The sequence below is a fragment of the Pedobacter frigoris genome, from assembly GCF_032678645.1.
Taxonomy (GTDB): domain Bacteria; phylum Bacteroidota; class Bacteroidia; order Sphingobacteriales; family Sphingobacteriaceae; genus Pedobacter; species Pedobacter frigoris_A.
This window is the reverse complement of the sequence record NZ_JAVTSP010000003.1, coordinates 688,879-715,490: the sequence shown is the minus strand read 5'-3', so window position 1 is coordinate 715,490 and position 26,612 is coordinate 688,879. Positions and strand designations below refer to the sequence as shown.

Sequence of the window (26,612 nt, the reverse complement as noted above, 5' to 3'; positions counted from 1 at the left end):
CGGTAAGCGCGCGAAACCTCCTACTATTCCGGAACTCATTAACCGTCAGAAAATGGCAGTTGCAAATGCTTTTCTAAAACCAATTCTCCCCTTCATTAAACTAGGCTTTTTCTTCGCCGTTGAGGGTACGACCAAACATCAGCACAACGAAGCACTCTCCTACAATAAGCTGTATGCTTTGCAAGGCGAATACCCTAATATAGAAATGGACTACAGCAAGGCGCTGGTAAGTAAAGGTTCACTACAACCTGCGATAAATCCGGCAGTTTCACTATTGCCCAATGGCATTGAGTTTACCTGGGAAGTTGCACCGGATATGGAATGGGGTATTAAAAACGACCGTACCATGCTGCTCGCCTATTTCCCGAACCAGCAGCAAGCGATTTATATATTCAGCGGAGCTCAGAGAAAAGAAGGCCGGGGTTTTCTGGAACTTCCCCCTAACCTGCTCGATCAACCAATGCATACCTACATCTCGTTTATGGCCGATGACAAAATGAGTGTAAGTGATAGTACGTGGGTAGCTTAGCAAGAGCCGGATATTTATAAACCAAAATCAAACCACAGCGTACCACTCACCTTTTCGCCATTTGCATGATTGAGCTCACTTTGTGGCCCCATCACCTTTGCCGATTGGAATTTGGTACCGATTGGACTGATGCCGCTTAAAAACCCAATACTTCCTTCCGGAAAAGCAGGCTCCACATTGTTATTGGCTAGCGCAGCCATTTCACGGGCCGGACGCAGCATTTGCAGATAAGTATTTTTATCTGCCGAATAGACGGTAAATGGCGCTTCCTTATTTTCTATCGTTACCCAGTTGACTTCGGCATGATAGCCCTTAAATTCGGGATACCCCCAGCTTTCACCGGTAATGGCATTGTTATAGGCTTTATGCCATACGCCGAACTGCTGACCTTTTAACCTGTTTTTCCAAACCCGGTATGGGCCTCGGCCAAGCCATTTCATTCCGGTGATCTTTTCTTCGGGATAGTCGAATGTGATGCCCACAAAACTGGCATCTCCCTGTTGCGCATACTGGTATTCCAGTTTAGCAGGTTGTCCCGATGTGAAGGTCCATGTTACAAGCAAAGAACCTGCTCCCTGGTAATCGGCCTCCACTATATATTGGCCATTAACCATTTTATGTTCAAACTGCTTTAACTCGGTTTGAATGCCCGCCAGCACCGGACCTCCGGATAAAGAAATTGTACCCCTAGGCTTCACTACGTTTTGGATGTATCCTGTCTTTTTATCAAAATTGTAAGTGAGACCATCGCATTTGATGCTCAGTACATCAGCCGTTTCCGTCATTTTTACAGCCGTCTTGCCAGTCGAAATCTTGACTTTACCTGCGATCGCCACAGGCTGACCAATTGCCCAACTCCAGGTAAAAATCTCTTTCTTGTCCGGACCATAAGCAGTCAGATACAATGCGTCATTTTTTGTCCATGATGCTGGCAACCCCAGGTTCAAGATTCCTTTTTCACCTGGTTTAAGATCGACAGGCTTCAATAGCCCCGTTGCCTTTGCCACAGCAGCAGTAGTTTTATCCTTTGCCGAGGGGAGCTTAACCAGTTTCCATTTAAACGTACATTGGTTCAGGTTTGTAAACGAATACCTGTTTTCGACCGCTATTTTCCCATTAAATCCCGCAGCAATTGGCTGTGGATTGATATACACTGGCGACCAGATCTCTTTTATGGCATAAAAGCTTCCCTCCTTTTCACGGTGCGCACCAACTATCCCATCCGGTGCATGATTACCATCGCCGTCATAAGCACCATTTTTATCTGTACGGATAACCGATTCGTCTGAAAACGCCCAGATAAATCCGCCTCCCGCATGGGGATGCTTCAGCATTTCCGTCCAAAAATCATCCAGCGCAGCAGCAGCCCCACCATCATACAACGCATGCATAAATTCCGTCGGAAAGTAAACTTCCTGTCCGCTTGTGGTAGCCTTAACGATGTCCTTAAAATTGGGATAATGCTTGGTATCGGTGCCGTTAAATTTTTCCCATGGATGAATCACGGTACGGCTTTGGGGATCATATAGTACATAGTCTTTATCCAAATCCCTGTTAAAGCCCCCTTCGTTGCCATTGGCCCAAAACAGGATTGAAGGGTGGTTCACATCTCGTACCACCAGCTCCTTAACCAATTTGCGCCCCGTTTCCGTATCGTAATTGCCCTGCCAGCCGGTAAGTTCATCTATCACATACAGACCCAAAGAATCGCAGACATCGAGAAAATCACGATCGGGCGGATAGTGCGACATCCTGACCGCATTCATATTCATTTCCTTCATCAGGCTTACGTCCATCAGGTGAACCCCATGACTTAATGTACGACCGGTTTCCGGCCAGAAGCTATGACGGTTAACCCCTTTCAAGATTACCCTTGCACCGTTAACGTACAGTCCGTCATTAGTCCGCAACTCTGCAGTACGAAAACCAAACTTTTGTTTGGTGCGGTGAACGATCCCCTTTTCGTTTTTGACAGCAACCACTACCTGATATAAATTGGGGAATTCAGCACTCCATAATAGCGGTTTATCAAAGCCAGACTTTAGTTCAGTGTGATCTCCTGCTGTATTTGCTTTGACTGAAAAGGGCTTTCCTACATTTTGGCCATTGAGTTTTTGCACCTGGGCCTCAACCAGATCGCCATCCTTTAGGTTTTGTGCGTATACATCCAACTGGAAAGAACCGTCAGCTTTCGCGTTTACAGCGACTCTTTCTATAAAAACCTGTGGAACAATTTCCAGATAAACAGGACGGTAGATTCCACCGAAAACCCAGAAATCACCACTCCGCTCAGCCTTATTTACTGATTGATTGGCAGATGTCTTATCTACCGTTACTTCCAGCAGATTTTTTGAGTCCGATTTTAGCAAATCGGTGATGTCATATTTGAAGAAATAAAAACTGCCCTGGTGTACAGGTCCTGCCTGCTTGCCATTGATCATTACTTTGGTATCTGTCATCGAACCCTCAAAAACGATGTAAACCTTTTTACCCGTCAGGTTAGCTAAAAGAAACTCATGCTTATATAAACCTTGTTCATTGTTTTTTATCTTATCATGGCCATAATTATATGCTCCAAACCCCTGTTGCTCCCATTGCGATGGCACAGGAATTTTAGTCCATATGCCACTCTTCCTTCCTGCAGTGCAATAAAAATCCCAGGATACTGTGTGGTCCTTATCTGTTCCTGATAAGTATTTAATGACGGTCTCCTGTGAAAATGCGCCGAAATAAATCGACGTCAATAACAATTGCAGTATGATCTTTTTCATGATGTGCGCGGCTCTTTGGTATGGAATACTAATCTAACTAGTTACATTCACTTTAATAAAAAAACTCCTGACTAAAACTACGCAATCGTTACCGGAAACCCCATTCTTTATTGGGTAGATCTCCCAGCTTAATTTCTAAAACACCTCCTTTAGCGAGACTGCTGTGTGGAAAGCGGAAATCCTTCAGCGGCAGGCCGTTTAAGCTGGCCGACTGGATGTATGTATTCCCCGGCTTGTTGTTCACCGTTTTAATCACAAACGACTTGCCCTTATAATAACGCCCGTCCAGCTGAATGGTGATCTGGTCAAAAATCGGACTGGTAATTTCGTAATGCGGGTTCACAGACGCCCCGCCTTCTACATCAAATAAGCCCATCGCCATCAGCACACTGAGACTTCCTATTTGCCCCTGGTCTTCATCGCCGTTATAGCCTCCATATGGCGTGGTATCACTGTAGCATTCTTCCTGAATCCTGCGAACCCAGTACTGTGTAAGCCATGGCTTTTGCGCATAACTAAATAAATGCGCTTTATGCAATGAAGGCTGGTTTTCATAATCTAACCATCCTTCGGCATGATAACCATGGGGAACAATAAATTTCAGCGGCGCGGCCAGCTCAAATTGCTGCTCCAGTCTGTCTGCAAACTTTTCATTACCTCCCATCAGTTTAATGAGATCGGGCATATTATGCGGAACGTAATAGGAATAGATCGCCGAATTGCTTTCTATAAAACCCCTTGCATTAAATCCCTTGGCTGTCGGCGTAAAATCTTTCATCCAGCTGCCATCCAGTTCTCTCGGCCGCATCCAGCCGCTTGTGGTATCAAAAACATTCCTATAGCTGAATGAACGCTTTAAATATTGCTGATAATCGGCATCCTTGTTTCTCCCCTTCGCAAACTGCGCCATACACCAATCCTGATAAGAAAAATGAAGCGTATATGCACAACCCTCTCTTTGCCATCCTTTACCATCTATACCTTCCGGCACAAAACCCATTTTCACGTAGTGATCCATGTAAGGATGTGCCTCCACCTCATAGCCCCCGTGGTCTCTGATACCGCCGGGCATGGAATTTTTAATGCTCCCGGCATAGGCTGCCTCTACATCAAACGTCCGGATCCCTTTGTTATAGGCCGCTGTGATCAGTGGAACTGCCTGATCCCCCAGCATCACATAAGTATAGTTACCGCCGCTCGGGCCGCGCGCAATCAATCCGCCGTTTTTATAGTACTCCACTAAGGTTGATACCATATCACTCATTACTTTTGGGTAAGCGATCGACCATAGGATGTTCAAATTCCACTCTGAACCCCAAAAGGAATCTGAATTATGGACATTAAAAAGTGGTTTCCCTTTCTGGTCTAAAGGCACTTGTTTAATCGCAGTTTTAGCACGTGTATTATCGGCATATTTGCCATTTACGTCACTGTAAATATGCCTTCCTAAAAGTGTATGCCATAAATCTGTATAAAATTTAACGCGTTGCTTTTCTGTGCCACCAGCTACCTGTATTTTCCCCAGTTCGCCATTCCACTCATCTGTTGATGCGCTGACCACCTTGTTAAAATCCCAGTGCGGCAGCTCGGTTTCCAGATTTAACCTGGCCTGTTCCTGGCTCACAAACGAAATACCCACCTTGACTAAAACCGGCCCTTTGGGCTTGTAATAAGAAACATACCCCCCAGCTTCTTTCCCGGAAATGGACTTTATGTTTTCAATCAACCGCTTTGGGCCTGTCCCACTTTTTTTCCAGCCGCCAAATTTTGAAAAAGGGGCATTAAATTGAACCACAAAATATACCGTCAGCGGTTTTTTCCTGCGGCCGGTGGGCGACATGATCGAATAGCCGGACAACTCTTTTTCATTGTTCATCTGTATAGATGCTGAATCCATTTTCCCCTGGCCCAAAGCCGCACCCACATCAAAAAGAACATTAGCGGTGTCAGCGTTTCCGAAACTGTAACGGTGAAAACCAACCCGATTGGTAGAAGTGAGCTCTGCTGTTATCCCATAGTCATCCAGCACAACTTTATGGTAGCCCGGCTTCGCAATTTCTTTATCATGAGAGAACTTTGATTTGGTGGCTTCGAAGCCCAGATGTCCTTTTACAGCACCTGTGGTAGGCATCACCGGAACTCCAGATATTTCCCAGCAATGGATATGACTGAAACAACGTACGGCAGTAGAATCGTATAGATAACCCGAACCCCAGCTCCCCGATACCCAGGTATCCGGACTAAGGCTCACCATGCCGTAAGGCCGGCTCGCCGATGAAAAAAAGAACCAGCGGGACTTTTGGGTACCAATAAATGGATTGACGTAATCTGCTGGTTTTTTACCGGCCGATTGGGCCATTGATTGACAGAATATCGCAGATAGGACAATCAGCAGGACAAAACTTCTTTTTAGCATAATGCTTATAATAAATTAACTGCCCCAAAGAAATTGCTAAATTTTGGGGCAGTTAATCGGAAAAATTCAATCTAATTATACTTTGTAATACTGTTCCCAGCCCTGGCGCGGTGGCGGGCCGATCAACAGCTCATTCGCATTTTTACTGCTGGTAATGATCTTTTTCTTTCTGTCGAAGACAATTTTTTCTCCTGTCCACTGCGCGAGTACACCCAGGCAGAATACCAGGCTTAATGGTCCTCCGATCTCGAAAGATGAACGTGTTTTCTCTTCGCCTTTGCAGGCTTTCAGGAAATTCGCGAAGTGGTTCGACGGACTTTCGGGAACAACCGGCAAGCGTGAAGCCATCTCTTTTGCTTTTTCTTCAGGAATAATAGATAGCGTACTGCCATGTGAACCTCCCTTGAAAGTCAGGTCTTTGCCGTAAATGATCTTACCTGGGTTCAGACTTGCTGGCTTAATAGGGCCATTGCTCGGCGGAGGAATGTTTGGATCTAATCCCTGTACACCATATCCGGCAGGTATTGGTGGAAGATTGTCAATTCCATCATACCACTTCACTTCAACAGGCGGCATGCTGCCACGTTTCGGGAATTTGAATGAAAGTGTGGACGACATCGGATAGAAAAAGTTATTGCGTCCGTCGAGTCTTACCGGATCTACTTCGTAAGGAAGTCCAAGGTCCAGAAACTGGTGAGAGGTATCCAATATATGCGCACCCCAATCGCCTAAAGCGCCCATACCAAAGTCGAACCAGCAGCGCCACTGACCGTTCACAAAATCCTTGTTGTATTGGTGACCCTGAGTCTGCATCTGCCAGATATTCCAGTCCAGGGTAGCCGGAGTCGGTTCCGCTGCCGGGAAGGAAGTAATTTTGGTATCCCAGCCATGCCAGCGTCTTGGCGAGTTCATATGCGCAGTAATAGATGTCACATCCTTAATGATGCCTGCATCTACCCATGATTTATACTGGAAATAATTGGCTTCGGAATGTCCCTGGTTGCCCATTTGGGTCACCACTTTCCTGTGTTTCTTTGCGGCCTTCATCATCAGTTCCACTTCCTGGAATGTACGCGCCATTGGTTTTTCCACATATACATGTTTACCCAAACCTATGGCCATCATGGTAATAGGAAAATGGGAGAAGTCGGGTGTACCAATGGAAACCGCTTCAATCTGGTTGCCCATTTTATCAAACATTTGTCTGAAATCTTTGAACCTCGGTACATTCGGGAACATTTTCAGAATCGCCAGGGTATGTGGCGCTTCCATATCTACATCACACAAAGCCACAATATTGGCCAGTCCTGTTTTGTAAAGTTCACGGATGATTTCACCACCGCGGTTGCCAATTCCGATGCAGGCAAGGTTTACTTTTTCACCTGCTCCAAAACGGGACTGGCTTTGCCCATATAAAAAGCTGGGCGTTGCTGCTACTGCGGCAGAGGCTAGTAGAGCTTGGGTTAAAAATTTTCTTCTTGAAGAGTTATGATCAGTCATATAAAGGTTTATTATGGTTCTTAAATTTGGTTAGCTATTGTTATTTCAACTCCCTGATTTTAACACTTCGGTAACTTACTTCATTACCGTGGTCCTGTATCAAAATATGTCCTTTTGGTGCTTCGCCAAATCCAGGCCATACGTTATACTTGCTCAGTGCAACCAGGTCACGGAAAGCTTTTGAGCCACGCTCGTATTCCAAAACTTTCACCCCGTTCAGGTAATGCTCCACATGGTTGTTGGGATAAACCACAATCCTGGCTGTGTTCCAGTTACCCGGCTGACGGAAGAAACGTGATATTTTTTGTGCTTTGATCAGATCGTATAATGAACTAAGCGTACGATTGCCGTCTTTACCCAATTTCGCATCGGGGTGCAGGTTGTCATCCAGCAACTGGTATTCCAGTCCGATTGCCGAACCGCTATTGTTTTCTTTCAACGTCACAAAATATTTCACGCCACTGTTTGCGCCTTTTGTCAGTTTAAAATCGAACGACAGGTCAAATGCTGCGTACTGTTGTTTGGTTACAATATCTCCTCCATTTGCAGATTCATCACCATTTGAAGGCAATGCCCTCAACAGTCCATTTTTTACTTCCCAGCCTTTATTCGGAAAAGAGGATTTGTAGGCACCAACCCAGCCATTTGTACTCTTGCCATCAAATAACAATTTCCAGCCGCTTTGCTGCTCATAACTGGTAAGGCTATTGGTCATCAGGTTAGCCACATAAATGCCTTTTGGAAAAGCAAGCGGTTTGATGTTTTTGGTCTGGATACGGATGTTCTTCCAGAAGATTTTAATACCTGCATACTCTGGCTTGCCGATCGCATGCACCTGTAGCCCAAGAACACCCTGATTTGTTTTCAGGGAATCTACCAGGTAAGAAACAGGCGCACCATCCAGCCAGGTTTTCACGGTATTACCGATACATTCTATACGGATCTTATGAAAAACATTGGGTGCAAAAAATATTTGTCCTTTTGGATTGTTTGATACAGGATACAGCCACTCTCTTCTGCCTTCATCATAAATACCTCCCGCCCATTTACGGGCAGTCGGATCAAAATCATACTGGTAGCCATATATTCTTCCCTGCCCTTTATTCGCCGCCGCATCAAAATTACTTTTGAATTGCACACCTGAATTGGTATTGGTATCGGTCATCATTGCTTCCAGTTCCAATACAAAATCGCCGCTGAAACGCTGATCACTGACAAGAAATGAATTGGGTGATTTTAAAGCTGTTGTACCTACGATCATACCATTCTCCGCAGCGTAAGTAGCGGAACCTGTCATCTGTTTCCAGCCACTGAGTGTTTTGCCGTCAAACAGCGACTGCCAGTCGTTCGACTGGGCACCGGAGTTAAATGCGATGAGTAAGAAGAAAATGGTTAAAATTTGTTTCATTTTGTGTTGTTGTGTTTATTGTTTAGTTGTTTATTTACTTTTTAACAAGGGTCAAATCTTTTGACAAATTGTATTTGACTCCCTTTTTGGTCTTGAAATCAACCGTTTTACCTTTATAACTAATCTTCAAAGGATTGTCCAGCTTGGATAAAATTGTCGCACCTGTCAGTTCTCCGTTTTCCCAGTTCATCGCCACTTCAAAACCGCCTCGCGCAATAAGTCCTTTCACTTGGCCATCGGGTATGGCTTTAGGCAAGGCTGGCAATAGACGTATGGTGCCATTCGTACTTTGCAAAAGCATTTCCGCAATACCGGCTGTTCCGCCAAAATTGCCGTCTATCTGAAAAGGGGGATGAGTGTCAAACAAATTGTTCAGGGTGGACTTACTCAATAATAAATTGATGCTTTCATAGGCCTTATCGCCGTCCAGCAAGCGGGCATAGAAATTAATGATCCATGCGCGGCTCCAGCCGGTCCCTCCGCCTTTTTGCGACAAACGGCGGGTAATTGTCTTTTTTGCGGCCTCAAAAAATTCAGGGGTTTCCGGATTGATCTGACTTAAAGGATATAAGCCCAAAAGATGGGACATGTGGCGGTGACCGATTTCGGTCTCTTCATAATCTTTAATCCATTCCTGAATACCACCGGTAGAAGAGATTTTTACAGGTGGAAGTTTCTTTTGTGCGGCACGGATCTTTGCGATGAAGTCGGCATCGGTACCTAAAACAGCTGCAGCCTCGGCACAGTAATCAAAAGCTGCATTGACCGTCTGAATGTCTATGGTGGCTGCGTAGGTAAGCGTGGAAGTTTCTTTACTGTTCGGTAATCTGAATTTATTTTCAGGGGAAGTGGATGGATTTGTCACGAGATATCCTTCCGGTGATGTAACGAGAAAACCCAATAAGAATTCACAGGTACCTTTCAACAGCGGGTAGGCAATGTCGCGCAAGTAGGCCTTGTCGCCGGTAAACAGGTAATGTTCATAAACCGGAAAGGTAATCCAGGCGCCATTCGTAGGTGTCATCCCCCAGGTGCCGTCACAAATACTGGTCCGTCCGAAAACATCGGTAAGGTGGTGCATCGTCCAGCCCTTGGTACCATAAGTTTCTTTTGCTGTTGCAGCTCCGGGAATGGCAACTTGTTGCATGAAATTTGCCAGTACCTCTGCCGTCTCCGGAAGATTACAAATTTCTGCCGGCCAGTAATTCATTTGCAAATTGATATTGGTGTGAAAATCTGAACTCCATGGGGCTTCCAGGTCTTTGTTCCAGATTCCCTGCAAATTAGCAGGCAATACAGCGGGTTTACGTGATGAACCCATCAACAGGTAACGTCCAAACTGAAAATACAGGGCGATTAGTCCATTGTCAATCTTTCCTTCCTTCACACGGTTTAAACGGACGTCCGTCGGATATTTCGCCAATGAATCTGCCCCGAAATTCAGGCTTACACGATCAAACATCGCTTTGTGTTCGGTCACATGTCTTTTTATGATATCCGGACTTTTAGTGTTTTTTACTTTATTGAGAATTGCCTTGCAGGATGCAATCGGACTGATTGAACCATCGAAATCCAGTTTAGCAAGGGAGTAATTTGTCGCCCCGGTCAGTACGATTTCTACCGATTCGGCATCATGGATCAACAGGTTATTACCTTTTACCTCAAAAGTTCCCCTTTGAAGTTTCACCCTGGCCTCCGCCGCAAATTTCATATGCGCTCCGGCCGGGCCCCTCGTCCCTCCTTTATCATTGATCTCATCCATGATCTGCCCTTCCATTTCGATATGGCCATCAGGGAAAGCGGTCACTTTCACATCTTTCTGGCGGATTAGGGAAATGGAGGTGTTAATTAATGCTTTTTTACTGCCCTCAATACGATAGAAAATGCAGTTATCAGGGGCTGAAACCAATACTTGCTGGCGAACAGGATTTCCATTGATGGTGTATTCTGCTGTTGTGATCCCGGTTTGGATGTCCAGGGAACGGCTGTAATTTTCCGGTTTGCCCGCCCATTGAAAATCCAGCTCCAGATTCCCCAGAGGCTGATAAGAACGGATTCGTGCTGGAGTTCCCACCATATATAGCCGGGACAGACTGTCTGCTGTTTTAAATCTATTTTCGAAAATAGCCTTTTGGATAACCGGCAGGTACTCGAGGGCTTTCGGGTTGTTGGCATTTACTTTGGAACCCGCCCAAACACTTTCTTCGTTCAGTTGCAAAACTTCATGTCCGGGATTCCCAAAAACCATTGCACCCAGTCTACCATTCCCTATCGGCAAAGCTTCATACCAATTGGCTGCAGGCTGTTTAAACCACAACCTGTTCTGCTGAGCGAAACCCTTAAAGTCCACGACTAAAAGTATAGTAAGAAAAATAAAATATAATAGTCTTTTCATCAACTCGTAATTCTTTATAAGAGACTAATCTAACTAGTTCTAAGTACTTTAATGAGGATATCCCCAATTAAAACTACGAAATCGTTATCGTATGACCAGTGTGTTTCAAGTATTCACACCCCCCGTATGTTTGTGTAGTTATTTGACCATGAGCAGTGCTCATGGTCAATAAAATGGCTTAGTTTTTATACAAGCCTAATTCGGCAATACATGATTTATTAGGTTCGGCTGTATCGTAATTTGATTTCACTATAATTTTAAAATACCTGAATGTCTTCGATGAACCAAAAGGAATTTTAGATTCAGTCGAAACCTTAGGCACCACAAAGTTACCTGCAGAAGTCCAGGTAAGGTTATCTGAACTGGTCAGGATCTCCACATCTTTTACAGCACGGTATGCACCGGAACGCAACAGAATCTTAAAACCATCTGCAGTAAGACTGCGGGACAGGTCAATGGTAACATGGTGTGGCAATATAGCTGCCGGAGATGAATGCTTGGCAAACCAAAAGCTATTGTTATCTTCATCTATCATGTAACTCGCAGGTTTATTCTCTATTACGGTTTCCTGGGAACTAAAATCAATCACGCTCCAATCACTCTTTTCAAAAGGATCCGGACTAACGCTAATCACGGGAATATTATTCAAAAAGTTAAAATTATAGGTAGTATTTGTAACTTTCCCGTTTTCATGGACAAGTTTTACTTTTAGTTCTGCCGGATTATTGGCTTTATAGGTATTGTTCATTTCAGTCATCGGCAATTCCACATAAAAACTATCGGCACCTATTATATTCGTCGCCCAGGTTACGGCATTATAGTCTTTGTTCACACCAACTCCTTCATTGTTATGATTAGGATCCACGAAATAAGTAACATTGGTCACCGGAACGCTGCTGATAAATCTACCCGAGGCTATAATGGCTCCCTTAACAGCTGAGTACGAAGCATACATCCTTTTGATTCTTGCTGTTACCGCACCGTAATAAGTAATGGAAGTACTGGTCTGAAAAATCTGGTTGGTATTTAAAACAGCACAATCAGCTTCAGTTAAAAAGGTAGGTGATATTCCGTAAGTTCCGTTACCGCTCCCCATCAGGGAAGTACCGTAGTTCGGGTCATTTTTCCTTGACTCCCGCTGTCTGTTGTGGTCCAAATTTAAACCATGTCCCAGCTCATGCATTAATCCGCCAATTCCGGTAGTACTGGTAACTTCTTCTCCCCTGTCTGGCCAAAAACAATTTCTTCCAAGCCCTACATAGGGATTACCAACACCGCTTGGTATCGAAGGACTGATGATCAGATTGTGCTCACCTGATTTTTCGCCGGGATGAGCCGCGTAATAGGCTTCCACTTCTGCTAAGATGCCACTTAAATTGGCAGTGGTGTATTGGTCGTAAGTATATTTTGCCGGTATAGTTATAATTTTAATTCTGGTTTTATTTTTTCTGGTCAATAACCCAAAAGTTTTAAATCCGTAGCCATTGGCCTGCATTTGATTACCATAGTAAGTTTGTGCCGACAGCATGATCTCACTTAAGCGGCGTTCGTATTCCGGTTTGGCCGGATTATTTGTAGGAACAAAGTAGATGACATTCAAATTATAGGTATGGTCACTTGAAAAGGTAACAGTATCCTCCGGAATCACCTCTTCAAATGGCACGGTGTCTACATCTTTCTTCTTACATGCAACCAGCATTAGCGGGATGCAAAAGATCAATAACATTTTTTTCATTTTGGTTTTTTGGTTTAGTATAACAATAGGATTATTTGGGTAACAATTTGCGACCACGTGGCCGCAAATTGTTAAAGCGGGATGCTTTTCGTTACCATTCAGGATTTTGAATCAGCTTGGTAGAAATATTAATTTGCTGTTGAGGAATAGGCAACAGATTCATTTTTGGCTCAATAAATACCGAAGGTTTGGTAAAATCAAATTCTTCGTAGGTATAAGTAGTAGCTCCTGTTTTTACGATCTTCATGCCTCGGAGTGGTTTGCCATAGGTACTGGCGCCAATTTTCCAGCGCCTGATATCCCAGAAACGATGGTCCTCATAGGACAATTCAATACGGCGTTCGTCGCGTATAAATTTTCGCATCTGCTCTTGTGTTAAACCTGAGGGCAATTCAAATGGAACCAATCCTGCTCTTTGACGAATTAAGGCCATAGGTGCATAAGCTTCCGCGGTCTTCCCTGATTCGTTCAGCGCTTCTGCATAATTCAGCAGTACCTCAGCATACCGTAAAAACGGGAAGAAATGCTGTGCTCCACCAGTTGTCCCGGTAACACCTTCACTCATCATTTTACGATTGAAATAACCGCTTTGTGTACCACCGACAAACGGCATACTTAATCCGTCTTGCGGAGCATTAAGATAAGTGTAAACAGGTTGGTCTCCTGAACTGCTTGCCCATATTGCTCCATTGTATAAAACGCTGCGATAAAAACGCGGATCACGGTTTACGTAAGGATTTTGAGGGTTATATCCGGAAGAAGGATCGGTAATTGGCTTGCCATTTTTCATTGGAAATGTATTCACATAATCGCCGTTAGGATTGTTGTGATTGGCACCTCCACGACTTGTTGGCAAATGTGAATTTTCGAGTGTACGGTTGCTGGCAGAAAGACGCGGCAGGATCATTTCTGTATTGATGCGCGTTAAAAATAAATTGTAATAACCCTGGGCTGTGCTGTTATCTCCGTTTGTTCCTTGTACCAAGGAATAAACTCCCATATCCATTACAGCTTTTGCTGCTTCAGCTGCTTTTACCCACCGGTTCTGATCATAAGCAGGGTATCCAAACACAGGGTTGGGTTCAGCCGCACCTCCATTAAACAACGGACTGGCAGCATGTAACAATACACGAGCTTTCAGCGCTAAACAGGCACCTTTAGTTGCCCTGCCATAGTCTTGTCCAAGCCCACTGGCGATATAATCAACAGGAAGATCAGGAGCCGCAGCATCCAGGTCTTTAACTACAAAATTCACACATTCTTCAAATGTATTACGCGGTAAATCAACGTCCTCAGTTATCGATAATACTTTATCGATTAATGGCACACCGGCATAATGCTTCATCAATATATGATAATACCAGGCACGCAGAAAAAGAGCTTCCGCCTTCATACGCTTTTTCATTGCCGGAGATAAAGGGGATTCTTCAACTTTTGAAAGGAACAAACATGCTTTACGAATCGATTTATAGCTATTGGACCAAATGTTATTAAACGGATCAGGCAATGAACTGGCACTATAATTTCCTTTCTGAAATGCTGATGCCGGGCTAACATTTGTCGCCGTCCAGCGCTCATCCGATTCATCCGTAAATTCAGACAGGGAATTGGAAGTATTGATACGTGTCAACATACTCTCAGGACCAAGATCAGCATAAACGCTTGTCAAAACCTGAGTTGTTTTTACACTATCAGTCCAAACGTCGGCATCAAATATATCTGTCTGAGTATCATTTTTGAGCACGCCTTCTTTTTTACAGCCTGTCGAAATCACAGCTAAAAAAGCAGAAACAATTAAATATCTTGATATTTTCATCACTATTTAAATTAAAAATTAAGATTTAGACCAAAACTGAAGATCCTTTGCTGTGGATAGTTTTCACCACGGCCTGACGGCGATTCGGGATCAACTAACTTTAAATAATCCCAGGTAAGCAAATTCGCTCCATTAGCATATACACGCAGACTTTCTATCCCAATACGTTGAATAGCTTTTGGTGTAAATCTGTAACCTATTTCCGCATTTTTCAACCTCAGATAATCATTTGAACGCAGCCAGAATGAAGAAACAGATCTGTTGTTGGCACTGGCCAAATGTAGCTTAGGATAGGTAGCCGTGGCAGCTGTTTCTGGAGTCCATCTACCTAAATGTGTTTCCTGGAAACGGTTGGCAGCGTTGTCGTAAATCAGCTCATCTGATAAGCGTACACTTCCATTTAATGCACTTTGCAACAGGAAGCTAAAATCAAAACCTTTATAGCTAAGTCCGCCTGACAAACCCAGCGTGGTATTGGGAACATTTGGGTATCCGATAGGTCCTTTGTCATCGTCATTAATAATGCCGTCGTTATTCAAATCAGCAAATTTTAAATCTCCTACCTGAGGATTAAGCGTGACATTTTTAGGGCTATTTGCCAGGTCATCTGCATCATTATAAAAACCGATTACCTTATACCCAAAAGACTGTCCTACCGATAGCCCGGTACTTTGCAGCCATGGATATTTCTTCTTTTCTTCATCACGTTCCAATATCTTGTTTTTGGCAACCGATATATTCCCCTTCATGAAATACTCTACTTCCCCTACTTTGTTGTTGTGGCCTATTTCAAGTTCAAATCCTTTGTTACTTACTTTACCCATATTAATTTCCGGTAAAGTGACACCTACAACCTGACCAACAGTAGCGCGGGTAGTGATGATATCGAAACGCTGGTTATCAAAGTAATCAAAAGTAACCTTCAGTTTTGACTGTAAAAAGTCAGCATCAATACCAATATTTGCCTTACGCTCTTTTTCCCAGGCAATGTCCGGGTTACCAATCTTTCCCTCTGCCAATCCGGTATAGTTGGTATGGCTATCGCCAAAACCATAAGAGCCGGTACTCACATATGTACTTAAATAGGCGTAGGTTGCTAAATCAATACCTATCCTGTCATTACCCACCATACCGTAAGAACCGCGTAGTTTTAGAAAATTGATAAAGCTTAGGTTCTTTTTAATGAAAGATTCCTCACTGATGACCCAGCCTGCTGAAATTGCAGGGAAAAACCCAAAATGATTTTCATCATTGAACTGGTTTGATCCATTATATCCTGCATTAAACTCCAGCATGTAGCGCTGATTGTAGTTATACGTTACACGGCCCACATATCCTAAATAGTTAATATCACGGTTAGCACCTTCTTTAGTTGAATTCTGATTATACAATGCCAGTGCGCTGATATTATGTTTTCCAAAAACCCTGTTGTAATTCAACGATGTCTGCAGATCAGTGACTGTTTTAGGAGCCAGATTACCTGTTGAAGTTAAATATGGTCTTAAAACAGGATAATTACTGTTAAATAAAGTGTAGGTGCTATTTATTGGATTATAGCGATAAGTAGGATATCCGTCCCTGTATAAACTCTTGGATGAAAATTGCCCGTTAGAAAATGCCATTTGTGCTTTTGCCGACAGTCCCTCAAGCACAAAATCTAACTTATGGGTAGCATTTAAGGTAGAGGTAATATCTGTCTTATAACTTCTATCGTAACCTGCTAACGTCAACTGTGCCAACAGGTTTGCATGCTGGTTACTCTCTTTAGGAGCGCCAAATGAACCGTCCGGATTATAGATCGGAAAATTATATGGAGCAAAACCTACACGCATCAACTGGTTGAATACAGACCGGCCTGCTTCAGCTGGGTGCGGCTGATTGATATTTTCCAGACGGGTAGCCAGATTAAGACTCAGATCTAAATTTTTATTGACGTTAATATCCAGGTTTGAGCGGAAGTTGTATCTCTTAAAATAATAGGTGTTATCCGTCTCACTCTGGCTGAAATTTTTGAAAATGCCGTTCTGGTTTAAATAGCCTGCCGAAACAAAGTACTTCACCCGCTCGGTACCACCTTGTACATTGGTATTAAATTGACTTTGTAAGGAGCTTTTTCGCATGACCTCCTTTGACCAGTCAACATTTGGATAAACGTCGGGCATATCTCCGGTTCTGAAATGTTCCATTTCGGCATCTGAGTAAGGGAAAGAACTGGCCTGTCCGTCATTCACATAACTTTCCTTAAGCAGTAAAAGTGAATTGTACGAATCCAGAAATTTAGGGAGACGGTGTGTGACATTTGCTCCTGTTTGCAAGCTCACACTTACTTTAGCCTCCCCTGTTTTACCTCTGCGCGTAGTAAGTATAATTACCCCATTTGCACCTCTTACGCCATACACCGCGGTAGCTGATGCATCCTTTAAAATAGAAATACTCTCCACCTCATTCATATCAATTTGTCCGATGTCATCTTGTTGTACACCGTCAACAATATAAAGCGGTGCAGTGCCAGAGCGATAAGTGCTGATACCTCTGATTTGTATATTAGCCTGGTCTTTACCGGGCTGACCGCCATTCTGCTGCGCAAATAAACCGGACAATCTACCCGCTAATGCATTGGTAAGGTTAGCCACCGGGCTTTGTCTCAATTCTTTTCCGCTCACCGTGGCAATTGCACCGGTTACTGTAGGCTTTTTTTGCTGACCAAAACCTACTACCACCACCTCATTCAGTCCCCCTACGTCCTCTGTCAGCTGTACGTTATACACACTTTTGGATTGTAATTTCTCAGATGCAGTTACATAACCAATTCCACTAAATATCAACCGGCCTTCTGCCGGTGCATTTTTGATCGTATAAAACCCTTGATTATCTGTGGCACTCCCGATGGTTGTACCTTCTACTTTAACGTTTATTCCCGGAAGCGGGCCACTGCTATCGGACACCCGTCCGCTTATAGTTCTGGTTTGGGCAAAACCCAACAGCACACTCAGTGTACAAACCAGCATAATGTATATCTTCTTCATGAATATATTAACTTAAATTAATACCCCTACTTAATTCCAACCCTGATTTTGAACAAGGGCGCTATTTTTCTGTATCTCCACATAAGGCACCGGATACAGGTACATTTTAGCAGGATCAAATGTCACCGTCTGCACCGCAACATTTGGATCATACGTCAACGTCAGATCCGCATTTTTCACAATCTTCATCCCTTTTAATGTGCCGTTTAGAACATTTTCTGCCATCTTCCATCTGCGGATGTCCCAGAATCTGTGTTCTTCAAATGCAAGTTCAATTCGTCTTTCGTTCCGAATAAGCGCTCTCATTTGATCCTTATCCAGGGAGCCGACAGCAAAAACCCCGGTACTGCCTCCTCTTTTTCTGATGTCATTGATTACTTTGTACACCGAAGCATCCGGGCTGGCCAATACCTCATTCTGTGCCTCTGCATAATTCAGCAGTAACTCGGCATATCTGAAAATTGGAAAATTATGGGTAGCGTTGGAAAAGCTGGCGGCTGTACCACTCGTAGTCATGAATTTACGCATGTAATAACCGGTTTTTGTACCGCTTCCTATACCAATTTGGGTATTGTTTTTACCTCCGACGAATGTTTCAATGGGACTGCCCAGCCAGGAGAAGCCATTGTGGAATATAGTCAGATAAAAACGAGGATCACGGTTCTTGTACGGATCTGCCGCACTATATCCCGAACCAACTTCATTAATCGCCTTACCATTTAACATCGGAAAAGCATCTACAAGATTTTGTGTAGGATTGGTAGTTCCCTGTCCGGCTCTTTTATAACCCGGAGGTTCATTTAAGCTTTCAATACTTGTGTTATCGGCTTGTTGGTAAGCTAATATGAATTCCTTGTTACTTCTTGTAGTAAACATTGTTCCAAAGTTGGCTTCCAGCGAATAGCTGTTCAGTTTAATCAGGTCATCGGCTGCTTTTGCAGCTGCTTCCCATTTTGCTATAGTGTTAGACGGATTGTATAAAGGACTGGCTTCATATAAGAGCAACCGAGATTTTAGTGCCATAATTGCCCCTCTGGAAACGCGGCCCAATTCATTTGCAGCAAGAGTAGGTGACAATTTATCTTTTAAAAATTCACATTCCGATAAAATGTAATCCACACATTCATTTCTTTGATTCCGGGGAAGCTGAAGGTTGTCATTTATCGTAAAAACCTTGTCTCCTATCAAGGGAACACCTCCCCATCTTTTCACCAGTTCAAAATAAAAAATGCTCCTCAATGCCCTTGCCTGATAGCTGATGGTTTCTTTTTTAAGTTGTGGGATACCAGATTTTCCAATATTCTCCAATAAAACATTAACTCTTCTGATGGCACTATAGGATGCAACCCAAGGGTTCTCCGGCAGGTCTGATGGCCCCCATTGGCCGGTTTTGAATTTATCTACACCAGTCACAGAAATACCTCCGCTCAATGCATCATCTGTTCCCGCATCCAGCAAATTATTGTCAATGCGGTTAAATCCCCTGGGAAGCTGGGCATATATTCCGGTTAAATACTCGTCAATCAGCACCCCTTCTTTATCCTTTGGATTAAAAATATCACTAAGATCTGTACGCTCTACAGGAAGCTGCGTAAATACATCTTTTTCACAAGATGAGATCAGCAGTACCAGTAGTCCTGCTGTAATTATGCTATATAATTTCATATTATTTCTTTAGAATTTAGCTGTCAGACCAATATTATAACTTTTATAAAGCGGGTAATTGCCGAAAAGTGACTCCGGATCCAGGTCTTTAAGCTTTGTTACTGTAACTAAGTTAAAGGCAGAAGTAAATATCCTTAGGTTCCCGAGGCCAATTTTACGCGTTACCGCAGATGGAAGGTTATAACCTAATTGCACATTTTTAAGTCTCAGGTAATCGCCGTTTTTAATCCAATAAGTAGAAGTTCTGTGATTATTTGTGTTGGTTCCAAGAGTTAACCTTGGATAATCTGCAGTTGGGTTTGACGGTGTCCACCTGTTTAAATGATGTTGTTGTAGGTTTGAACTATTCTGAAATTCCCAGGCATTGTTTCCCGTAAAATTGAAATCTTTACCAGATACGCCGTGTAACAGTGCAAAAAAATCAAAATTCTTATATTTCAATCCAATGGAACCGGCGTAATAAAGTGGCATTCCTTTTTTCCCGATAGCGGTAACATCATCTTCATTAATCACACCATCTGCATTCTGGTCAACATACTTGATGTCGCCGGGCTGCAGCAAAGTGAAAAATTGTTTTGGACTATTGTCAATTTCCGCTTGATTTTTAAAAAGCCCTGATGCCACAAGTCCAAAAGTCTGTCCAATTTGCTCGCCCGTACGCTGCTGAAAGGCATATTTTCTGGTCAGCTCATCAGTAAATACTACCTTGCTTTTAGCTACCTGCACGTTTCCATTCAGGCTTAGCTCAACTTGCCCTATTTTTTTTTGGTAATCTAAGCCTAATTCTATACCGCTATAGTTGTAAACACCTAGATTCTCCACTGGATAAGTGATCCCAAGCAAAGGATTTGACTGGCCTTTTTGCTGCAGCACATCATATTGGTGTTGCCTGAAATATTCAATCGTCAGCCCTAAACTATTTTTCAATACCCTTGCGTCAATCCCCGCGCTAAAAACTCTCGTTTTTTCCCAGCTTATTTCCGGGTTACCTAAAGCCGTTTCATTCCATCCCGTCATTCCGGTTGCAGTTCCAAAATAATAAGCATTGCCCGCTGAGCTATAATAAGGCTGATAAGCAAAATTAGATGCCCTGTCGAAACCAAGGAGACCGGCTGATGCTTTTAACTTTAACTGATCGAAAATGCCATTTTCCAGAAACTTTTCTTTAGCAAGGTTGTAACCTACAGAGACAGCCGGGAAAGTTCCATATCTTTTATCTTTCAGATATTGTTCAGTACCCTGGTAGCTGACTGTAAAATCTGCAAATATCCGTTCATCGTAATCGTATGATGCCATTGCAAGAAGTCCCTGGTAAGCATGGGTAAGTGATGTACCTATATCATACTGGTCCCGGGTATAACGCAATGAAGCATCAATACTGTGTTTTGAAAAACTGCGGCTATACTTCAGTCCGGCATCATAGTTCAAGCGTCTGGAAAAACTGTTTCCATAAGAATTTCCATTGGCATAATTGTCGTTTGTGCCTAACTGCAAATAACTCTCCGCCTGGGAAACAGGATCTATAACCGGTTGAAATACAGCAAAATTAGACCTGTTGCGTAAAATGACGTTGCTGTAGTATGAGGTGTAATGTATAGAACCTGTTAATGAGAGTCCGCTGGTAATAAAATTAAGTTTTCGGTTAAGATCTGCATCTATAAACAATGTCCGGCGGAAATCCCTGGTATAACCAGTTTTATACAACTGGCCATTAATATTCTTAGTATTTAATGAGTTTCCGGAGAGAGAGCCATCCCTATTGAAAATCGGATATGCGTTTGCCGGTGTTTGTCTGATCTGATCTAATATCGCACCTATCCCTGCACCAGGACTGTTTGCTTGTTCATATTTTCCTGCTAACCTTAGTGCAATGCTTAAATTTTTGTCAATATCGACCTCAACATTAGACCTGAAATTATATTGGTTTACAGTGTTATTCGTATTGAAATCATTAGTTCCATCTTTAAAAATACCACCCTGGTTCTGGTTCTCCAATGCGACAAAATACCTTGCAGTACTACCTCCTCCTGAAACATTCAGGTTAAAACGGTTAAAACTATAATGCGGCTTAAGTGTAGCATCGTACCAGTTTACATTTGGATATCTGTAAGGGTCAGAAGCATTCTTATAGCCTTCCAGATCCGAAGGACTGTAAACCAGAGGACGACCGTCATTAGCGGACGCTTCATTGACAAGTGTTGCGTAGTTATAGGCATCCAGGTATTTTGGCAGATTTATCGATTCCTGCATGGCACCCTGAGCAGAAAAGCTGATAATTTGCTTACCATTAAAGCCACGCTTTGTTTGTACTAAAATTGCGCCATCGGAACTTCGCATACCCATCGCCGCAAGCGACACGGGATCTTTAAGTACAGTAATACTTTCTATTTCGTTAAGGCTTAATCCATCGATATCCCTGACTGCCCCATCCACAACAACTATTGGCGTTCTTCCTCTTAAACTAAAAGAAGAGTGATCATCGCCGTTCGCAATAGATTGTGTCGTGATCAGTCCGTTTAATCTTCCGCTTAAGGTATTGCTTACGTTGGTAATCGGAGCACCTATTAAATCATCCGATTTTATTGCAGCCGCCGAGCCGGAAAAGGTTGACGCCTTGTGTTTTCCAAACAGACCATTCGTCCATTTTTCAGTACTGTTTTCCTGAAGAAATACATCAATGTTTTTCTCCTTAACACTATACTCCTGCTTATCATATCCTTCTAATTCATAAGTAAGCACGTCGTTTACATCAGCTTCCAGACTATAATAGCCTTTTTCATCGGTACGTGTATTTACGGTTTTACCCTTAATACTCACCAGTACTCCTTCTAAAGGAAACCCATTTCGGCTTTTTACCTGCCCTTTTATTGGATTTCGATAATAATGGTATCCGGCTTCTTTAATTGTAGAGGCTTTTGCTGCATCGTAAGCCAGCACCCCTGCTGTTACAATGAAAATTATCAGGTAATGTTTCTTCATACGCTTCTGATAATTTTGTAAATACTTGTCAAGCATTTTCTGTTCATACATTTGTTGGTTAGGTTTAGGCAACCGGAAATAATGCGCCGGCTGCAACAGCTAATTTTGAGAAAACACCTGATATTTAATGTTGACGATCCTGTTTGATTTGTGTGAATATTTTACGTTTTAGGCCATTTTTGGCTCTAGAGGGTTACTTTTATATCAAATTATCAGAAAATGCCCCTATTCTATATCGTCAATTATCACATGAGTTTTTTAAGTACCTTTATTTCATACCAATTATAAATGTATAAGCCAGTTACAATAAAAGATATTGCTGTTGCATTAAATCTATCCGTTTCAACTGTATCGAGAGCATTGCGTGATACTTATGACATCAGTCAGAAGACGAAGGATATCGTTTCGGAGTATGCAAAACAAGTCAACTACAAATCTAACCCTATAGCCGTAAGTCTTAAAAACGGACGCAGCTACTCAATAGGCATTGTGGTTCCTGAACTTGCCAATAGCTTTTTTTCACAAGCCATCGCCGGAATAGAATCTATCGCCTATGAAAGAGGTTATAATACCATCATCACGCAAACTCATGATTCTGAAGAACGGGAACTGGCCAATGTCAACCATCTTACACAGCGTTCGGTAGATGGTCTCTTAATTTCTGTCTCCTCTGAAACCAAAGATTACAGCCTGTTGAAGCGCTTAAATGAACAAGGATTGCCCATGGTACTTTTTGATAGGATCATAGATGAAATACCCACTTTTAAAGTTACTTCTGATAACTATATGGGAGCTTTTAATGCAACAGAATTACTCATCAGGTCCGGACGCAGGCGCATTGCCGTGCTGGCAAATGCGCCTCAGCTTTCGATTACAAATGAACGAATGTCTGGCTATCTGAAAGCGCTGACTGATCATCGGATTGCCTTTAACCCGGAGCTGGTAAAGAATTTCGGTAAGGGCAATAATTCTGATAGAAATATAAGCGCTGCTATTCAAGAGCTAATGGCAATGAAGGATAAACCGGATGCCATTTTCATCAGCAGTGACAGGATCAGCATTTCCTGTATACGTGCACTAAGGAAGCTGAACATTAGTACTGATGAAATTATGGTTGTCGGCTTTTCAAACTCAGATGTGGTAGATTTACTATCTCCTTCTATTTGCTACGTCCGGCAAAAAGCTTTCGAAATGGGAAGAACCGCTATGGAAATGCTGCTAAAGCTGATTGAAAGCAAGTATCCTGTCACAGAATTTGAAACCAGGATACTTGATACCGAATTACACCACATAGACTAGCTTATAAGAGTACCTCATAAGCTACTACACAATATTTGTCTTTTGGCAACTCAGGCTTTATAGGTCGCAGCTTGGTCAGTTTACAGCCCCCCTCCAACAAAATATCCGGGATAGTATAGGTTTTGACAATTTTTCCATCAACAGTTTTGACAGTTACTTTCAGACTGACTTTAGTCTTTTCACCGACATTAAAAATACAAGGTACGATCTGGTCATCTGGTCCGTATATCACGTCCACATTTTCACTGCCGGCAATTATTTTAGCCCCGAAAAACTGATGTATATGCCAAGCAAGTTTTGCATGCCCCATCGGATCGAGCAATGGCTTTTCGTAAGTCCCTGCATTCGCACCACCCTCTATGGTACACCATGAAAAACCGACAACCCCATTCCAAATTTGTTTTTTCATGGATTCATAGGCACTGAATGCCTGCCAGCCCTGACTTGCCCTCCATTCATCCAATTCAAGTGTACGGCCGATGCTGCCCTGATCATAAGGTTTTTCGTACGAGCGGATGTGATGCCAGGGCATTCCTTCAGATAATGCCCAGTTAGGCTGTCCCGTAGATTCTTCATGTTCAAAATTAAACCAGGCTCTGATCTTATTGTCCAGCGCATCTTTCGCCTTTCCTGAAGGCCATTGTCTCAGCACCGTCCATGACGCTCCATAACCGGTAAGGGCATCCTGCGAGCCTCTGGTTACCAGTGGATGTGTATATTCCGGTACGGCCTGAATAGGTTTTTTCTGCCAGTCTTGGGTCCCGAGGTCATTTCCATAATGTGTGTGTGACCAATAAGTCGTAGGAGAAATTAAACGGGATGAATCCGCAGCTAAAACAGATCTTACTGTATTCCGCACAAAATCGTCTGTTCGTGATGCACTTGCAGGATTATTTCTGTCGAAGGCATTTGGATGATTACCCATTTCCCAAATGATGATGCTCGGATGATTATAGATCTGTTTGATATAGTACCCTACATTTTTTGTGTCGATGGTTCTTTCGTCGCCCTCTCTTACCCAGGATGGGTTACACCAGATCAGTGCCATACCCAGTTGATCTGCAATTTCAGCAAAGCGCGGATCATTGATTCCTCCTGTTTTGTTCATGGACATGTGTACATGCAGCCTGAAAAGGTTCCCTCCCATATTTTTTATCGCAAGAATTTCAGACATGATCATTTCGTTAGTAGCAGATCTGTTGTATTTAGAAGCATTTTCCAGATCGGGGTAAGGACGGATACCCATATTCTGTGCCCCAACCAAAAGTGTCGGCTTTCCATTTAAATACAACTTTCCTTCTTTTTGCGCTATCGTCCGGATACCTGTTGTAGTCACAAAATCATCAACTACGTTACCTTTCTTGTTTTTCAACACCACCCTGACTGAATACAATTGTGGCGATTCAGGGCTCCACAATTCGGCATTATTAATATCCAGGTTAACGTTTAGCTGCACTGCTTCATTGGTAGCAATACTAATCTGCTGAACCTTTGAAGCCACTACGGCACCTTCTTTAGGAAACCATGGACTATAGGTAACCTGCAGGCTTCCTTCGAAGACATTTTTGCCTGTATTTTCAACTGATATCTGGTTATGCTGTGTTGCCGTACTCCCCTTTTCGATGCTCGTAGTGTTTGCAAAAACTTCCTTGATACCTGCCTCATCAGAAAAAAGATGTAGAGTAGTACGGCCGGCAAACCATCCGCATGACCGATCAAGCATCGCATGACTTACGAGATCATCGATCCAGTTGTAATTGATTTTATAAGCAATTACATTTTCACCTTGTTTTACAAAAGAAGTAATATCAAGCTTCACCGGCAAACGGTTAGGAATCTTTGCTGCAAGCTTGCCATTGATATAAATTTCACCTGAAGGATCCAGCGCTTCCACACCCAGCAAAACTCGTTTTACCGTAGGAATCACTATTCTTTTTCTCAAATAAAGGTCTTCTCCAATTTCTCTGAAGCCTCCGTGTGCACAAGGCAGATTTGCAGTCTTCCATAACCCGTCGTCATATTTTTCAGTGATCCAGCCTGTCATATCAGGGGAAGGTTTAAAATCGTCATCTGCCAGGCAAACAGGTTCAAATACCTGACCGTCACGATAGGGTTTTCGGGGCATTCCTCCCGGCAAAACTACTTCATCCTGTTTACCGTCCTTATCCAGTCTGTATTTGTAATCAATGAATACCAGGCTATGCAGGCTGACATCGGCACTGTTCAAAATTTTAAAGAAAACTTCTTTGTTTTCCTCATGATCAAAAGGGAATTTAGCCACGCATTCTTCATCTTTCCATATGTAAGCCATTTTTTCCACCAGATCTGCTTTAAACCGGAAAAAGTGTTTTCCGTCTTGTTTGATCCATGCTGACTCAGGGGCTTCAACTGTTCCGAATTTCCACTTCACAACAGCTCCGCCTTCTTTCCTCGCAGCTTCCCACCTTAACTCATATCTCCATCCGGAACTTTTTGCCAGATTTATCACTTCATTTTCCCCGGGATGGAAAAGCAATTCGCCAACTTTCAGTTCTGCATTTTTATGTATTCTCCAGGGCCGCTCCTTTTCTACTTTAACTGCCTGCACGCCATTTTGCTTCCAGCCTTCGTTTAGCAGGATCACCTTCCGGAAAGCAGGCAACGGCATTGGCTTTATTTGTTTTAACCGGACGGCTATTTCCTTCGGAGTGACCGCCAGTTTATTTAAGCCGGGATCACCAAACCATTGCGCAGCATAACTCGCATAGGCATCGAGAAACTTCACCCGCTCTTCTGTCGACATCACTTCTGTTTTCCCCTTAAAGTCTGTCTCACCATTTGCGGCTAGATGATCGCTGATTCCTCTGAATTCAAATGACCTGGAAACAATTTTTTTAGGTTGGGATAAGGTCTCACTTTTGTCTTTTGATTGTGCATTTAACGACAAAGGCACAATCATACATAGTAAGATGAATGATCCTGCTGCTTTAAAAAAATTATATCTGGTAAACGAATTCATTGTAGTTCATTATCTGGTTAACAAATGAAGAAATAAGTAAACGAATCTAACTAGTTCAAATCGTTTTAATGAAGA

General features: G+C 42.9%; 13 protein-coding genes. 2 read left to right on the top strand and 11 right to left on the bottom strand.

The genetic code is table 11. The features are described from left to right. Positions 1-529: DUF6266 family protein (locus R2Q78_RS13405; protein WP_316792689.1), on the top strand; the 529-nt coding region annotated here is incomplete at its 5' end. A 14-nt stretch (positions 530-543) separates the two neighbouring features. Here R2Q78_RS13405 and R2Q78_RS13400 read toward each other — a convergent pair. From R2Q78_RS13400 to R2Q78_RS13355, 10 genes are all read right to left on the bottom strand, one after another. Then, positions 544-3,300, bottom strand: a complete 2,757-nt coding sequence (locus R2Q78_RS13400) for a glycoside hydrolase family 2 TIM barrel-domain containing protein (RefSeq protein ID WP_316792687.1) — start codon at positions 3,298-3,300, stop codon at positions 544-546. An 88-nt stretch (positions 3,301-3,388) separates the two neighbouring features. Next, complete coding sequence (locus R2Q78_RS13395; protein ID WP_316792685.1) at positions 3,389-5,716, bottom strand: GH92 family glycosyl hydrolase; 2,328 nt, start codon at positions 5,714-5,716, stop codon at positions 3,389-3,391. 75 nt (positions 5,717-5,791) lie between these two features. Continuing rightward, the gene (locus R2Q78_RS13390) at positions 5,792-7,216 is read right to left on the bottom strand and encodes a Gfo/Idh/MocA family oxidoreductase (protein ID WP_316792683.1); all 1,425 of its coding nucleotides are present in this window, start codon (positions 7,214-7,216) and stop codon (positions 5,792-5,794) included. Positions 7,217-7,256: 40 nt separating this feature from the next. Next, positions 7,257-8,624, bottom strand: coding sequence for a DUF1080 domain-containing protein (locus tag R2Q78_RS13385; protein ID WP_316792681.1), 1,368 nt, complete (start codon positions 8,622-8,624; stop codon positions 7,257-7,259). Between the two features lie 34 nt (positions 8,625-8,658). Next, entirely contained in the window at positions 8,659-11,019 is a 2,361-nt protein-coding gene (locus R2Q78_RS13380) for a glycosyl hydrolase family 95 catalytic domain-containing protein (RefSeq protein WP_316792679.1), read from the bottom strand. A 178-nt stretch (positions 11,020-11,197) separates the two neighbouring features. After that, entirely contained in the window at positions 11,198-12,754 is a 1,557-nt protein-coding gene (locus tag R2Q78_RS13375) for a discoidin domain-containing protein (protein ID WP_316792677.1), read from the bottom strand. Positions 12,755-12,845: 91 nt separating this feature from the next. Next, entirely contained in the window at positions 12,846-14,570 is a 1,725-nt protein-coding gene (locus R2Q78_RS13370) for a RagB/SusD family nutrient uptake outer membrane protein (protein ID WP_316792675.1), read from the bottom strand. 11 nt (positions 14,571-14,581) lie between these two features. After that, complete coding sequence (locus R2Q78_RS13365; protein WP_316792673.1) at positions 14,582-17,596, bottom strand: TonB-dependent receptor; 3,015 nt, start codon at positions 17,594-17,596, stop codon at positions 14,582-14,584. Positions 17,597-17,626: 30 nt separating this feature from the next. Then, positions 17,627-19,261, bottom strand: a complete 1,635-nt coding sequence (locus R2Q78_RS13360) for a RagB/SusD family nutrient uptake outer membrane protein (RefSeq protein ID WP_316792671.1) — start codon at positions 19,259-19,261, stop codon at positions 17,627-17,629. Between the two features lie 9 nt (positions 19,262-19,270). Next, on the bottom strand, positions 19,271-22,291 hold the full coding sequence (locus R2Q78_RS13355; protein WP_316792669.1) for a SusC/RagA family TonB-linked outer membrane protein: 3,021 nt from the start codon (positions 22,289-22,291) through the stop codon (positions 19,271-19,273). 237 nt (positions 22,292-22,528) lie between these two features. Between R2Q78_RS13355 and R2Q78_RS13350 the strand changes: the two genes are divergently transcribed. Beyond that, the gene (locus R2Q78_RS13350) at positions 22,529-23,539 is read left to right on the top strand and encodes a LacI family DNA-binding transcriptional regulator (RefSeq protein WP_316792667.1); all 1,011 of its coding nucleotides are present in this window, start codon (positions 22,529-22,531) and stop codon (positions 23,537-23,539) included. 1 nt (position 23,540) lies between these two features. Here R2Q78_RS13350 and R2Q78_RS13345 read toward each other — a convergent pair whose 3' ends face one another. Continuing rightward, positions 23,541-26,537 (bottom strand): hypothetical protein, encoded by a 2,997-nt coding sequence (locus tag R2Q78_RS13345; RefSeq protein ID WP_316792666.1) that lies wholly within the window; start codon positions 26,535-26,537, stop codon positions 23,541-23,543. Positions 26,538-26,612 lie beyond the last annotated feature (75 nt).